We start from the raw sequence: 14,831 nt of genomic DNA, 5'->3' as shown, positions 1-14,831 counted from the left end.
TGGCTCTCTTTTTTTATGTAAAAAATAAAAATGTTAGATATAAAAAAAGCAGATCAATTGATCTGCTCATTCCCCACACGTTGACGGAACTTCTGTCCCGCGCGGAACGTAACAACACGGCGTGCAGAGATCGGAATCTCTTCGCCCGTTTTCGGATTACGGCCTGGACGTTGACGCTTATCACGCAACTCAAAGTTACCGAAACCCGATAATTTTACTTGTTCGCCCGAAATTAGCGCTTGGCTAATCTCGTCGAAAAACAACTCGACCATTTGTTTAGCTTCACGACGATTTAAACTCGTGAGCTCACTCAAATGATCAGCCATTTCTGCTTTTGTTAATGCTGTCATGAAGCCCTCAATGTCGCTTGGTAAGTGTTTTCCAACACCTGAAGGATATTATCCATACCTGATTTAATTTCAGCATCTTCCAGTGTACGGCTTGGATGCTGCCAGAGAAGTGCAAAAGCCAGTGAGCGTTTCCCTTCTTCTACTCCTTGTCCAGTGTACACATCGAACAACCATGTCGAGCCTAGCAGCTCTCCACCTGTTTTTTCGATAAGTCCCTGAATTTCGCTAACATTAATCTTATCACTAATTAAAAGCGCAATATCACGTCGAACCGATGGAAAACGTGATAATTCTGTAAAATTAGATACATAAGTTTGCAAAACAGCCGATTGATCTAATTCAGCGACCCAAGTCGTCGCCAAATCGAGCTGGTCTTCAAGTGAGGGATGTAAACGACCTAAATAACCAATTGACTGACCATTCACCAAAATTTCTGCAGATTGACCAGGATGTAACCAGCTACGTTCAGAACGTACATATTCCACATTCAGACGCGCAGCTGCCAGAATTTCCTCAATGTCACCTTTGAAGTCAAAGAAATCCATTGGCTGCGCTTTACCATGCCAAGTTTCAGGCGTACGTGAACCAGTGGCAATCAAGGCAAAAGTTGGAATCTGTTTCAGATCATGAATTGAAGCCGCATTCTGGTAATCAAAACGCAGACCGAGTTCGAAGAAACGTACACGGTTCTGCTGGCGGTTGACGTTGTACTGTACGCATGGAATCAAGCTAGACAGTAAAGTTGAACGCATCACTGCCAAATCGCTTGAAATTGGATTCGCCAATGCCAATGGATTGACGTCAGGATTTAACTGTTTTTCCAGTTTCAGGTCAGCAAAACTGAAGCTGATCGCTTCCTGATAGCCCAAGGTTACGGCTGTTTGACGAAGCTGAGTCAGTTCGAATTGGTCTTCATATTTCGCCAATTTCACATCAATGACCGGTAAGCTGATTTGAATATTGTCATAACCGTGAATACGGGCAACTTCTTCAATCAGGTCTTGGTAAATTGCCATGTCATAACGGTGGGATGGCGGAATCACTGACCACTGACCTTCAGCTTTTACAGTCACTTCACAACCTAAACGCGTTAAAGCATCTGTAATGAAATCTGATTCAACTATATAACCTAATAGTTGATCGACTTGCGCTTGTTCTAACTCAATCGCTTCACGCTTTGGTAACAGCTCTGTTTTTTCAGCTACAATAATTGGACCAAACTCACCGCCTGCAAGCTCAGCAATCAACTGAGAAGCACGATGCATTGCAATCATAGGCAATTCAAAGTCAACACCACGTTCATAACGTTGTGATGCATCAGTATGTAGACCAAATCGACGAGCACGACCAGCAATATGCAATGGCGCGAAGAATGCTGATTCCAGGAAAATTTCAGTAGTTTCATCAGTTACTGATGAAGACAAGCCCCCCATAATCCCTGCAATCGCCAGAGCTTTTTCATCATCTGCGATGACCATCACGTCGTCTTGCAGTTCAACTTTCTGCTCATTCAATAGAACCAGTTTTTCACCTGCAGTCGCTTGACGTACATGTACTGAACCTTGAACCTTGCCACCATCAAAGGCATGCAATGGTTGACCCAGTTCCATCAATACATAGTTGGTGATGTCGACCAAAATGCTGTGCTGACGGATACCAGCGCGGACTAATGCACGTTCCATCCACTCAGGAGTTGGTGCTTTGGTATTTACATTTTTGATCACGCGGCCGAGATAACGTGGACAACCATCCGTTTCAGCAACAACTTTTTTCTCGTCAGTGATGGTTGCAGCTACTTCTTTAATTTCAGGTGGAGTTACCAGCAACTGGTTAATCACACCAATTTCACGTGCGATCCCGCGAATGCTGAAACAGTCACCACGGTTCGGGGTGATGCTGATATCAATCACGTTGTCATCAAGGTCTAAATATTCACGAACATTCACACCCACCGGTGCATCTGCAGGCAGTTCTAACAAACCATCGATTTTATCTTCAAGATCGATTTCTGAAGCACCGCATAGCATGCCTTGAGATTCAACACCACGCAGTTTGCCTTTCTTGATTTTAAAATCGCCTGGTAATACTGCACCGATGGTAGCTACTGGTGCTTTCATACCCGCACGTACGTTAGGTGCACCACACACGATTTGTAGAGGTTCACCTGAACCAATGTTTACAGTGGTAACACGTAAACGGTCGGCATCTGGATGCTGTTCGACAGTCAGGACTTCGCCAACAACCACACCTGTAAACAGTTTTGCCGCAGGTGCAATTTCATCCACTTCAAGACCAAGCATAGTCAACTGGTCAGACAGTTTTTCGCTATCGATGGCTGGGTTAACCCATGTGCGCAGCCAATTTTCGCTAATTTTCATACATTCATTTCCTTAATCTCCCCTCCATTTATCTTGTCAAAATGGCTCCCCTTTCTTGCGCAGGTTTTAAAAGCAGTGCTTTAAAACCTACTCAGGGGGATTTAGGGGGATTTTTTCAAATCTAAAAATTAATATGTTTTGGCCTCTCAGTTTTATAAGGAGAGGCTAAAAAATCACTTAAGCAAACTGGCGTAAGAAACGCACATCGTTTTGATAGAACATACGTAAGTCGTTGATGCCATAACGCAACATTGCAAAACGTTCTACACCCAAACCAAATGCAAAGCCTTTGTATTTGTCGGGATCAATGCCCGCAGCGCGAAGTACATTCGGATGCACCATACCGCAACCTAAAACTTCTAACCACTTGCCACGTTCATCCATAATATCCACTTCAGCACTTGGCTCAGTGAACGGGAAATAAGACGGACGGAAACGCACTTTCAAATCTTTTTCGAAGAATTCATTCAGCAAGTTTACCAATAAACCTTTCAATTCAGCGAAGCTGGTATTTTCAGCAACGTATAGGCCTTCGATCTGATGGAACATTGGTGAATGCGTCTGGTCAGAGTCACAACGGTATACACGGCCTGGGCACACGATACGAATTGGTGGCTGCTGGCTTTCCATGGTACGAATCTGCACACCTGAAGTATGCGTACGCAATAAATGGTTTACATCAAAGTAGAAAGTGTCGTGCATGGCACGTGCAGGGTGATGGCCCGGAATATTCAATGCTTCGAAGTTGTGATAGTCATCTTCAACTTCTGGACCAGTCGCTACTGTAAAACCTGCTTTGGTAAAGAATTGACAGATACGTTCTTGTACTTGGGTCACTGGGTGGATGCTGCCCACCTGTTGGCCACGACCGGGCAAGGTAATATCAATTGTTTCACTAGCAAGCTTTTGTTCTAATGCAGCTTTTTGCAGTTCAGCCTGACGTTGTGTCAAAGCACCCGTGATAGCTTCACGAACTGCATGAATTTGTGCCCCGAACGCTTTACGTTGTTCAGGATCCATTTTCCCCAGCGACTTAGATTGTTCCGCGAGCTGGCTTTTTTTCCCCGTAAATTGCACTCGTACTTGATCAAGTGCAGCAAGGTCTTGAGCTGCTGCAATCGCAGCGAGCGCTTCAGTGGTCAGGGCTTCCAGTGACATAGTAACTCTCAAAGCAACAGGTTAGAAATATTTTTAAAAACCCCATATTCTAACAGTTTTTAGGCGAGTTGATGAAGTGCGCTTTTAATGAAAATTAGAATAGCATCATGAATTATAAAAAGTATAAGATAAACATAATATCAATCAGATCAAATCACTATGGCACTCGATCAAATTTGGAAACAGCAACTGACCCTCGTCACTTATGGCAATGAGTTTTTAACTCAGGATCTCAGTTTCAGCCGCTGGCTGAATCACTCCATTTTTAATCAGCACCATTTAACTTTTCGTGATCTGACTTCCCAGCATTTACTGGCACAGCACTTTCAAATCTGGCTTGAAGGCCTGAAAAAACAAGGTGTTCGTCGTATTAGTCTGCATTCTTCACACTTGCTGGAAGATGAAAATAACCCTAATACCAATGTCGAGCTGGTTCCTTTGGCTCATGTGATTATCAGTCATCATGCTCAAGGTAAAACCGCCTGGATGATCGGTAAGGAGCTGGCTGAATGGTATACCGCTGATAATGATTATGAAGCACCGGAAGCCCAGCAGTCGCCTTTACGTCATGAAGTATTCTGGCGTTATGAACTGAACAGCAAACTGGCTAAAAGAATTGATGCTGATCTGGTACAACCAAACTGGGATGATATTCATACCTATACCGAACAGGAATTATTTGAACATCATTTAGCTCAAGGATTCACTGAGCCTGCTTATACTGGTTTGCCTTATTACGGTACTACCCCAGCGATTCAGTCTCATGCAGAAAATCCGAGTCATCTTGCTTTAATCCCAACGGATTATTCATCTGATTACGCTCATCAGACCTTATATCGTCTGGATGCATTAAGTGATTTTATTCAGACGAAGATTCAACACCCTTATAATGATGATGGTCAGGTACTGAATCCGGAGCAGCAATTAAACCTGCGCCACTTTGCGCAAAAAATTGATGAAATCAGTGCCAAGTTTATTGTGAAAGTGGCCAATCATTATAAAACTGCACAACTTACTCCTAAAGTGGCGCCTGATCCTTTTGCGGGCATGAATACTGAAGATCGCGCAGTCAAAGTCTCTAAAGCTGAACGACCACAAAGTCACCATAAAACCGGTGCTTCAAGTGTGATCAAACTGATTCTGATCACGATTGTGATCTGTTTGATTGGCTACTATTTCGGGCTTTAATAAAATATATTGTCTATAAATAATCACTTTGGCTTGGTGGAGACTTAATCTCCAACAAATCAATAAATAAATGATTTAAAAAATCAAAGATCCCACTGATTTTATTTAAGCATAAAAAAGACCGCTAAAAGCGGTCTTTTTTCTAAGTCATAAAGACTTATGCAGCCAACGCATCTTTAGCTTTAGAAGCTAGAGCTGCAAACGCAACTGCGTCATGCATAGCGATGTCAGCAAGTACGCGACGGTCGATGATAACCTGAGCTTTTTTCAAGCCAGCGATCATACGGCTGTACGATAAACCGTTTTGACGTGCACCAGCGTTGATACGCGCAATCCATAGAGCACGGAATTGACGTTTCTTCTGACGACGGTCACGGTAAGCGTATTGACCAGCTTTGATTACCGCTTGGAACGCTACGCGGTAAACGCGTGAACGAGCACCATAGTAACCTTTAGCGCGAGCAAGAATTTTTTTGTGACGGCGATGAGCCTGTACACCACGTTTTACACGAGCCATTTATAATCTCCTTAGATGTACGGGCACATACGACGAACTGAAGCAACGTCACTTACGTGAACCATTACACAGCCGCGCAATTGACGAATACGCTTAGCAGATTTTTTGGTCAAAATGTGGCGTTTGAACGCTTGTTTACGCTTAAAACCGTTAGCAGTCGCTTTGAAGCGTTTAGCTGCACCACGGCGAGTTTTCATCTTAGGCATAACAACCTCTTTTGAACACCTGTTCGGCACGTCTGCACCATTGCAAGAACGCCCTGCAGGTAAGGGAGCCGATATTCTAATGCATCTTTGCTTAAAACAAAAGCACTAGTCTTTTTTTCTTGATAAATCTGCAAACTTAGTATTTTTTACGATAAGAATTGAATGATGAATTTATATACTGCTTGCGATATCACTTTATAATTTGTCAATTTTTTCAGTTGCAGCTCTTTATGCACATTCAGCCTGATGCGTTTGCCGCACTCCGTTATCGAGACTTTTCTATTGTTACCTTAAATCAGTTTTGTTTGACTTTAGCCATTCTGATTCAGGAAATTATTGTTGCCTATTCTCTATATCAGATTACCAAAGACCCGCTGACCTTAGGACTAATTGGTCTGGCAGAAGCGATTCCTTTTATTTCCCTTTCTTTATGGGGTGGATATGTCGCGGATCGCTTTAATAAGCAGATCATTATGAAAATCTGTTTATTTTTCGCCATTCCGATGCCGCTCATTCTCTGGTCACTGTTTCATTATCACGGCTTAGGAAACCTCAGCACCAGTCAATTATCTTGGGGAATTTATGCCGTCATTTTCTGTCTGGGTACCATTCGTGGCTTTTATAATCCTTCAGCAACTTCACTGAAACCCTTTCTGATTCCACGTGCACTTTATGCCAATGGAGCGACCTGGACCACTATTGGCTGGCAAAGTGGGGTAATTATCGGGCCGATGCTCGGTGGTTTTATGCTGGCGTTTTTAGGTCGGAAAACCAGCCTTCTAACTGTCGCAGTACTGGTCAGCATCTGTTTTATTCTGATTAACTTATTGCAAAAGCGCGATTTTCCTAAAATTGAAACTGAAAATGTCCTGCATAGTCTGGGTGATGGTTTCCGTTTTATCTGGAACAGCAAAATTGTACTGTGGTCGATTTCCCTAGATCTGGTTTCGGTACTGTTTGGTGGGGTGATTGCCCTCTTACCGATTTTTGCCGAAGATATTTTAAAAGTTGGTCCTGAAGGTTTGGGTTATTTACGGGCTGCTCCTTCAATTGGCGCACTGATAACCATGATTGCCCTGACCCGTTTTCCGCCTACGCAACATGCCTGGCGTAATATGCTGCTTGCAGTCGCAGGATTCGGAGTCTTTACCCTGCTATTCGCCTTTTCTAACTCGATGTGGCTATCTCTGTTTGCTCTTGCCATGACCGGCGCCTGTGACAGTATTTCTGTAGTGATTCGCCAGACGATTTTACAGATTTACCCACCCGATAATATGCGTGGCCGGGTTGCTGCAGTAAACGGCATGTTTGTCTCATCCAGTAATGAACTGGGTGCTTTTGAGTCCGGTCTGGCTGCGAAATATATGGGCACAATTATGGCTACAGTGTTTGGTGGCAGCATGACCCTACTGGTGGCGGCCATCAGCTGGGCAAGAACCAAGGATCTGTTTGGAATTGATATTACCAAAGGGACTGAAAAATAATTTTTAGTTCTGATGTGCGTAGGATTTTCAATCAGGAAAATATTGTGCACTAATGATGAATACAAATAAAAAGAGGCTTTACGCCTCTTTTTTAAAACATCGCATACGCCCAATAGACAAACAAATAACGTCCAATTTTGGCAATACTGACTATCAAAATAAAACGGGCAAAATTTTCCTTGAGTAAGCCAGCAATTAACGTAATTGGATCGCCAATAATCGGCACCCAGCTCAGCAATAATGACCAATAGCCGTATTTCTGATAGGTACTTTGGGCTTTAAGCATCTGCTGCTCAGAGACTGGAAACCATTTTTTATGTTTATATTGCTCAATCTTGAACCCCAGATACCAGTTCACACAGGAACCCAAGATATTTCCAGCACTTGCAATCATGATAAGTAAGGCCGCCGAATAGTTCCCTTGCCATAATAAACCTAGCAAAACCGCTTCCGACTGCAACGGTAATAAAGTCGCTGCACCAAAAGCGGCAAGAAAGAGCAGAAACAGAGACATCCCGAGACTAGCGGCTTAAGCCCAGTTTTTTCTTGGCTTTAAGATATTCCCAATTCGCCCAGACTATAGCCATAACCATGGCCAAAATACGTGACCATTGATATTTCTGGGTGATCGGCTCAAGCGCTGCATTTAAAATCTGGCGATCTTTGGTATTCAAGGCGCTGATCACCTGATCCACATGCACAATTTCAGCAATAAACAGCAGCAGACAAGCTGCGATACCGAAAATAATACTCCAGTAAATTCGAGGATTCGTTTCCACGATTTTAGTAAAGTTCAGGAAAAAATCTTTCATACACTCACCCAATAAAAAACCACCCAAAGGTGGTTTAATCTACTTTTATCTAGTTTAGCACAAAGGCCAGACTTATCTGACCTGTATTGCTAACGCTCTTTGAACCGCTGGACGCGCAGTCAGGCGTGTCAGATATTCCTGTACTTCTGGATAATCTGCCAGATCAATCTGCTGCCATTCATGACGTAACACCCATGGCAAAATAGCCATATCCGCAATTGAATACTCACCGGCTACATATTTTTGACCAATCAGCTGTTTGTTCAGAACCCCGTATAGACGCTTGGTTTCATTGACATAACGATCAGTGGCATACGGGATACGCTCAGGAGCAAAACGGCTGAAGTGATGATTTTGCCCCAGCATCGGACCCAAGCCACCCATTTGCCACATTAGCCATTGCTCAACTTCAACACGTTGCTGCTCATCATCCGGATAAAACAGGCCGGTTTTACGACCCAAATATTGCAGAATCGCGCCAGATTCAAAAACTGAAATCGGTTCGCCACGCGGGCCATCCTGATCCACGATCGCAGGAATTTTATTGTTCGGAGAGATACGTAAAAAATCAGGTTGAAACTGGTCATTTTCCAGAATATTGATTGGGAAAATTTTATATTCTAAGCCCATTTCTTCTAATGCGATGGTAATTTTATGGCCATTGGGCGTTCCCCAATAATAGAGATCAATCATGTGATTACCTGTTACCTTTTCGTTTTTACATGACATTATTGAAACTTGATCTAGTTATAGCATGATTTAAAGCCCTACTTCCTCATATTTTGTTATAGATTCAGCAGTAAAATCGCTAAATTCAAAGCATTATTTTTAGCTCAAGATGGGTTCAAATATTTTTAAATCTTGAGTCTTGAAAAGCTTCGCCTCAATCCTATATTAGAAATAGAGCAATGATCTATTCAGGAGATTGTTTCTAATCACTGAGTTCATATTGAAGAATTGCATGTTGTTTAAAAAACTTTTCTGAGATCAGGAGGTAAGATCAATGAGCAATTTTAGTCTTAGCCCACTATTCCGTCGTAGTATCGGTTTTGACCGCTTTAATGACCTTTTTGATTATGCAATGCAAAGTGAGGCACCAAACTATCCGCATTACAACATTGAAAAAACCGGCGACAACAATTACCGCATTGTAGTTTCTGCTGCCGGATTCAATGAAGACCAGCTAGAGATCAATCTGGAAAATCAGGTTCTGACCATTAGCGGTAAAGCGATGGAAGAAAATTCAGATACGACTGTGGAATTCCTACATAAAGGCATCGCCCACCGTTCATTCAAACTGTCTTTACGTCTGGATGAACATGTAGAGGTACAACAAGCTGAATTCGAAAATGGTTTATTGAAAATCGAATTGCAGCGTAATGTACCGGAAGAAAAATTGCCTCGTAAGATTCCGATTGGCAAAAAGCTGTTAGCTGAAAAAAATGAATCTAACGAGCAGCAAAGCTGATCATCAATCAAAAGAAAGGCCCAAACGGGTCTTTCTTTTTTAGGACAGAATCCTTAAGCTTGAAAGTGTTCAATTTTCATCCATCATATAAATAATAATATGAACACATCAGACATCATTCTGTTTCATCAAAGTGCCCAGACGATGAAACATATGGGACTTCTCCTTCTTTGCTATCCCATTGGGATTTTGATGACTTTGTACCTTCATACTCCAGATCCTCCTTCCAGTTTTGTTCGAGGAGTGATATTTTTATGGCAGGAGTCTCCAAGCTTTTATGGCTATATGCTAGGTTTCCTGATGCTATCGCTCTTGCTATATAGCATTAAACTAAAAATCACCTCTCGAACAATTTATTACACTTTGGCAGGATACCGGATCAGCCTGTGTTTATATCGTGAAGCTGTCCATTACAGCTTTATCAATCCTCAATATGATTCAGTTAAAGCCCGTACCAAACGCTGGCTAACCAGACTCCCGGCTCATCAAATTAATCAGTAAGATGGCACGCTCGATTTTATTCTTTGTCAGCCCAGTTGGCGCGACCGGCTCTGTTTAAGATTATTCCGGATTTATTTATCGATGTTTTCTCGTCAGCAAGCTAAGGAAATTATTCAAGCCATGTACAGTGCTTGGAATTTAAGATCATAAAGGCTGATTCAAAAACACTTTTAATTATATGGTCTAAGCTGAAAGAAATTTATCTCATCAGATTTCAAAGGATAAAAGCAATTATTAAAAAAATGGTGTTCTGGTTAGGACTTTCCCCTATCACTACATATATTTGATTTACATAAAATTTCGGCTATGCTTTTTCTGAAACAGAATAAAACATTCAATAAATACCATAGATAAGAAAATCTGCCATAGGTGCACTATGAATTATGTCCGTCGCAACGCCCTGAGTGCTTTCATGCTATTGAGCTTGCTGTTCTTTTTATTGATTGTAATTTTACTGCTATTGTTTGGCTGGCCACATTATAAAGTTTGGAAACAAGGCATGGATGGTCAGGCAGCATTGGCTGAAGCAGAACAATCCAAAATGATTCAAGTGCAAGTTACAAAAGCGGAACTGGAAAGTGCCAAACTGCGTGCAGAAACCATTAAACTAGTTGGGCAGGCAGCTAAAGATTATCCTGAATATCGCAAGCAGGAATTTATTGGTGCATTTGGTGAAGCCCTACGAGAAGGTCGTATTCAACAAATAATTTATGTACTCACTGAGGCCAATATTCCGATTGTAGAAGCAGGAAAATCCTACCCTGCTCAATAAAAGATTAAGTTGCCTCATAAAAAAAGCCCTGCAAATGCAGGGCTTTTTTTATCAAGAGATGCTTACTTCTTCTTTTTAGGACCAAGCAGCATACCCATTTGACGACCTTCCATTTTTGGTGCTTGTTCAACAACACCATATTCAACGACGTCTGCTTCAACTTTTTGCAGTTGAGCCAGACCCAGTTGCTGGTGAGCCATTTCACGACCACGGAAACGCAGGGTAATTTTTACCTTGTTTCCTTCTTCAAGGAATTTGATGATTGCACGTAATTTTACGTTGTAATCACCTACATCTGTCGCAGGACGTAGCTTGATTTCTTTCACCTGGACTTGATGTTGTTTTTTCTTCGCTTCTTTCTGCTTTTGTTTCAGATCAAACAAATGCTTGTTGAAGTCCATGATTTTGCAGACAGGTGGCTCAGCATTGGCTACGATCTCAACAAGATCAAGATCGGCAGCTTCAGCTGCGCGCAATGCTTCTGCAAGGTTAACAATACCTTTTTGCTCACCATTTTCGTCTACAAGACGGACTTCTTTTGCACGAATTTCATCATTCAAGGCAGGACGGTTTGATTTTCCGCCCTGTTGATTACGGTCAGGCTGTTTAATCGCTGTTACTCCACAATGTACCGGCCGCGTTCGGCTACGGCTGCTTTTACTAAGTCAACGAAAGCGTCGATTGACATAGTACCCAAATTTTTTCCTGAGCGGGTACGGACATTCACAGTACCTTCCTCTACCTCACGGTCCCCAAGTACCAATAAGTAAGGAATACGCTCTAAAGTACGTTCACGAATCTTAAAGCCGATTTTCTCATTTCTCAAGTCAGAAATTGCACGAATTCCGTTTTCTTTAAGTTTCGCGACGACTGACTCACAAGCCTCAGCTTGAGCATCAGTAATATTCATAACACACGCTTGCACTGGTGATAACCAAGGTGGCATAAAGCCCGCGTAGTGCTCAATCAGTATACCAATAAAACGTTCGAAACTGCCAAGAATTGCACGATGCAACATTACAGGCTGATCACGATCGTTGTCTTCAGTGACATAAGAGGCATCCAGACGTTCTGGAAGGTTGAAGTCACATTGGATGGTACCGCACTGCCAGATTCGGCCTAAGCAGTCTTTCAATGAGAATTCGATCTTCGGACCGTAGAATGCACCTTCACCTGGTTGTAAATCCCAATCCAGGCCAGCAGCATCTAAAGCATCTGCCAAAGATTTTTCTGCCATATCCCAAAGTGCATCATCACCTACACGTTTTTCAGGACGAGTCGACAACTTCATTTGTACTTCTTCGAAGCCAAAATCTTTGTATACGTCTAGTGTCAATTTGATAAAGTCTGCAACTTCAGTACCGATTTGTTCTTTGGTACAGAAAATATGCGCATCATCTTGGGTAAAACCACGTACACGCATAATGCCGTGTAAAGAACCTGATGGCTCATTACGATGACATGAACCAAACTCCGCTAAACGGATTGGAAGATCACGATATGATTTTAAGCCCTGGTTGAACACTTGCACATGACAAGGACAGTTCATCGGTTTCACGGCATAGTTACGGTTCTCTGAATGAGTCGTGAACATGTTTTCAGCATAGTTCGCTGCGTGACCCGATTTTTCCCAAAGCGTGAAATCCACCACTTGTGGTGTACGGATTTCAAGGTAACCATTTTCTTGCTGAACTTTACGCATGTATTGTTCAAGCACTTGGTAAATGGTCCAGCCGTTCGGATGCCAGAACACCATACCTGGTGCTTCTTCCTGCATATGAAACAGGTCTAAGGCTTTACCAATTTTACGGTGATCGCGTTTTTCAGCTTCTTCAATACGTTTGATATAAGCTGCAAGCTGCTTCTTGTCTGCCCAAGCTGTACCATAAATACGTTGCAGCTGTTCGTTTTTCGCATCACCGCGCCAGTAAGCACCAGAGATTTTAGTCAGCTTGAATGATTTTAAGAATTTGGTATTTGGTACGTGCGGACCACGGCACATATCCAGATAGTCCTGATGGTAGTACAAGCCCATTTGAGTTTCTTCAGGCATGTCTGCGATCAGGCGCAATTTGTATTCTTCGCCACGTGCAGTGAATTCTGCAATCACTTCGTCACGCGGGGTCATTTTTTTCACGACATCATAGTCCTGATCGATGAGCTTTTTCATACGCTCTTCAATCGCAGCCATGTCATCTAAAGTAAATGGACGTGGCATCCAGATGTCATAGTAGAAACCTTCTTCAATGACTGGACCAATGACCATCTTTGCTTCTGGGAACAATTGCTTAACGGCATGACCCACCAAGTGTGCGCAAGAGTGACGAATAATTTCGACACCTTCTTCATCTTTAGGCGTGATGATTTGTAAGGTTGCGTCTTCAGTAATCAGATCGCACGCATCCACTAGACGATCGTTTACACGACCTGCAACAGTATTTTTTGCTAGACCAGGACCGATGCTTTGAGCAACTTCCATCACAGATACGGCGTGATCAAACTGTTTTTGATCGCCATTTGGCAAAGTGATAATTGGCATATGAAATCCTTAAGGAGTGATGCCCCGTACCATGGAGCATGTCACCGCGAGATTATGATCGAGGGAGAACCTCAAAAGATAAAAACGGTGGATAAATAAAAAATCGCCTAGAATTTTACACGGCTTGGGCCAATGATTAAACCTTTTCCCTAATAAAAATAGGATTTATCACCAAAAAGTTCTTTTGAGCTGCAATGAGTTAAGATCATTATTCGCTCAAGAATTATTTATTCTCTCAAGGTTTGCCACGCTTCAAATTGCCTTTTAGCATAGACATACAATTGAGAAAACTGGGGAATGATGGCTTCACTTTGGGTTGGTCTTAAAAACACATAATCATCAACTTTCAGTTCGCAAGATTTCGGTACCAGAACCATTTCCTGATTGCTACTACGTCCATATAAAACATGCGGCTGGCTTTTTTCTGGAAAATAATAGTCCGCCTGCCAGTAACCACCATAAACGAATAGCGCTTTATAATGATGCGGTAAATGATTAAATACTTCCAGACCAGGAATCTGGCTATAAGGCAGCACTTTTAAAATCGGAGTGGCGATCCACAAAGCACATTTTAAAGCAGAGAGATTGGCCAGATCAAAATCACTGGGTTTAAGTAGCATGGAACCAAAAGCTAGATCATTACAGACACTCTGCTGGCAATGCTGCATAAAGGTCAGACTGCCGCCACCATTAAAACATAGATTTTCATGCCATAAATCAGGAAAATGCTGTTGCAGCGTCAGCTTGAATTGTTGATAAATCTGCTGTGATTGCTGATAACTTTTTTCAGGTCTTTTGAGAATTTTTGACAGTTTGGCTACATGCGCATCGTAGCCCATTAATCCGGAAAATTTTAGATACAGAGGATGCTGCTGAATCAGCTTGAGTGGAGCTACAAACTGTTCCTGACTGCTTACTCCTCCACGATGTAGGCCTACATCAATTTCAATATTCACATTCAGGCAGAGATTCAGACTTTGCACGAGTTGCAGATACTGCTCCAAGCGTGCTTGACTATCGATCAGCCATTGAATATTTACTTGAGGATTTAAGCCCTTTTGACTAAACAGGCTTTGATAAAAGCGCTGCGCTGCATGAATCGGCATCGGTTTACCGAGCAGAATGTCCGCTTGCTGAAATGCTCCGATAATTTCCCGAAGATGTGGCAGATGAAATACTATAAAACGTTGGGTATTCAGCTTTTCACTAGCGAATTGAAGCAACTTGGTACTGGCTAGAGATTTCACCACTAGACGTGGCTTTAACTGCACAGGGAGCTTCGACTGCACAACATTCAGATTATGCTGATATTGCGCCAAATCCAGAATCAGTTGTGGTATACCTGTACCCTGCTGTTTTAGGTCTTGAGTCAGTTGCTGAAAATAAGTTGATCGCATCTTCTACTCCTGTTACTTAACCAAAAACAGTTGTTTTAAGTAGGGTGTGTTGACACTTTTA

General features: G+C 42.4%; 15 protein-coding genes and 1 pseudogene. 5 read left to right on the top strand and 11 right to left on the bottom strand.

The window, feature by feature from the left end; all coding sequences use genetic code 11:
- Positions 1-53: 53 nt before the first annotated feature.
- The 3 genes from B3Q46_RS03575 to pheS form a co-directional block, all read right to left on the bottom strand.
- Complete coding sequence (locus B3Q46_RS03575) at positions 54-350, bottom strand: integration host factor subunit alpha (RefSeq protein WP_004783565.1); 297 nt, start codon at positions 348-350, stop codon at positions 54-56.
- Positions 347-2,728, bottom strand: a complete 2,382-nt coding sequence (gene pheT / locus B3Q46_RS03570; protein ID WP_286713505.1) for a phenylalanine--tRNA ligase subunit beta — start codon at positions 2,726-2,728, stop codon at positions 347-349. Before pheT ends, B3Q46_RS03575 begins: the two co-directional genes overlap by 4 nt.
- A 177-nt stretch (positions 2,729-2,905) precedes the next feature.
- A complete protein-coding gene (pheS, locus tag B3Q46_RS03565; RefSeq protein WP_286713503.1) occupies positions 2,906-3,886 on the bottom strand; it encodes a phenylalanine--tRNA ligase subunit alpha in 981 nt (326 codons plus the stop codon).
- Between the two features lie 159 nt (positions 3,887-4,045).
- Between pheS and B3Q46_RS03560 the strand changes: the two genes are divergently transcribed.
- Positions 4,046-5,074 carry a hypothetical protein gene (locus B3Q46_RS03560; RefSeq protein WP_286713501.1) on the top strand — a complete coding sequence of 343 codons (1,029 nt, stop codon included), beginning with the start codon at positions 4,046-4,048 and terminating at the stop codon, positions 5,072-5,074.
- Between the two features lie 157 nt (positions 5,075-5,231).
- Here B3Q46_RS03560 and rplT read toward each other — a convergent pair whose 3' ends face one another.
- Both rplT and rpmI read right to left on the bottom strand, forming a co-directional pair.
- Positions 5,232-5,591: a 50S ribosomal protein L20 gene (gene rplT / locus B3Q46_RS03555; RefSeq protein WP_004647525.1), complete on the bottom strand. Its 360-nt coding sequence runs from the start codon at positions 5,589-5,591 to the stop codon at positions 5,232-5,234.
- 11 nt (positions 5,592-5,602) lie between these two features.
- On the bottom strand, positions 5,603-5,797 hold the full coding sequence (gene rpmI / locus B3Q46_RS03550) for a 50S ribosomal protein L35 (protein ID WP_004278281.1): 195 nt from the start codon (positions 5,795-5,797) through the stop codon (positions 5,603-5,605).
- A 230-nt stretch (positions 5,798-6,027) separates the two neighbouring features.
- On the opposite strand from rpmI, the gene B3Q46_RS03545 reads away from it, so the two are divergent.
- Positions 6,028-7,281 (top strand): MFS transporter, encoded by a 1,254-nt coding sequence (locus B3Q46_RS03545; RefSeq protein ID WP_286713475.1) that lies wholly within the window; start codon positions 6,028-6,030, stop codon positions 7,279-7,281.
- 91 nt (positions 7,282-7,372) lie between these two features.
- Here B3Q46_RS03545 and B3Q46_RS03540 read toward each other — a convergent pair whose 3' ends face one another.
- From B3Q46_RS03540 to B3Q46_RS03530, 3 genes are all read right to left on the bottom strand, one after another.
- On the bottom strand, positions 7,373-7,795 hold the full coding sequence (locus tag B3Q46_RS03540) for a YqaA family protein (protein ID WP_286713473.1): 423 nt from the start codon (positions 7,793-7,795) through the stop codon (positions 7,373-7,375).
- Between the two features lie 7 nt (positions 7,796-7,802).
- Entirely contained in the window at positions 7,803-8,093 is a 291-nt protein-coding gene (locus B3Q46_RS03535; RefSeq protein WP_180033836.1) for a hypothetical protein, read from the bottom strand.
- 72 nt (positions 8,094-8,165) lie between these two features.
- Positions 8,166-8,786 (bottom strand): glutathione S-transferase N-terminal domain-containing protein, encoded by a 621-nt coding sequence (locus B3Q46_RS03530; RefSeq protein ID WP_286713470.1) that lies wholly within the window; start codon positions 8,784-8,786, stop codon positions 8,166-8,168.
- Between the two features lie 310 nt (positions 8,787-9,096).
- Between B3Q46_RS03530 and B3Q46_RS03525 the strand changes: the two genes are divergently transcribed.
- The 3 genes and pseudogenes from B3Q46_RS03525 (at position 9,097) to B3Q46_RS03515 (ending at position 10,834) form a co-directional block, all read left to right on the top strand.
- Complete coding sequence (locus B3Q46_RS03525; protein ID WP_286713468.1) at positions 9,097-9,561, top strand: Hsp20 family protein; 465 nt, start codon at positions 9,097-9,099, stop codon at positions 9,559-9,561.
- A gap of 99 nt (positions 9,562-9,660) precedes the next feature.
- Positions 9,661-10,212 (top strand): annotated as a pseudogene (locus tag B3Q46_RS03520) (hypothetical protein).
- A gap of 226 nt (positions 10,213-10,438) precedes the next feature.
- The gene (locus B3Q46_RS03515; protein ID WP_286713466.1) at positions 10,439-10,834 is read left to right on the top strand and encodes a hypothetical protein; all 396 of its coding nucleotides are present in this window, start codon (positions 10,439-10,441) and stop codon (positions 10,832-10,834) included.
- 62 nt (positions 10,835-10,896) lie between these two features.
- Here the strand turns inward: B3Q46_RS03515 and infC are convergent, their stop codons facing one another.
- The 3 genes from infC to B3Q46_RS03500 all read right to left on the bottom strand — a co-directional run bounded on the left by infC (position 10,897) and on the right by B3Q46_RS03500 (position 14,770).
- Complete coding sequence (infC, locus tag B3Q46_RS03510) at positions 10,897-11,445, bottom strand: translation initiation factor IF-3 (protein ID WP_081402664.1); 549 nt, start codon at positions 11,443-11,445, stop codon at positions 10,897-10,899.
- A 5-nt stretch (positions 11,446-11,450) separates the two neighbouring features.
- A complete protein-coding gene (gene thrS, locus B3Q46_RS03505; RefSeq protein WP_004783592.1) occupies positions 11,451-13,373 on the bottom strand; it encodes a threonine--tRNA ligase in 1,923 nt (640 codons plus the stop codon).
- Between the two features lie 227 nt (positions 13,374-13,600).
- A complete protein-coding gene (locus tag B3Q46_RS03500; protein WP_286713463.1) occupies positions 13,601-14,770 on the bottom strand; it encodes an alanine racemase in 1,170 nt (389 codons plus the stop codon).
- Positions 14,771-14,831: the final 61 nt, after the last annotated feature.

The sequence above is a fragment of the Acinetobacter sp. UBA2581 genome, assembly GCF_002339435.1.
GTDB lineage: Bacteria > Pseudomonadota > Gammaproteobacteria > Pseudomonadales > Moraxellaceae > Acinetobacter > Acinetobacter variabilis.
Note: the sequence above shows the minus strand (reverse complement) of the source record. Positions and strands in the feature narration are given on the sequence as shown.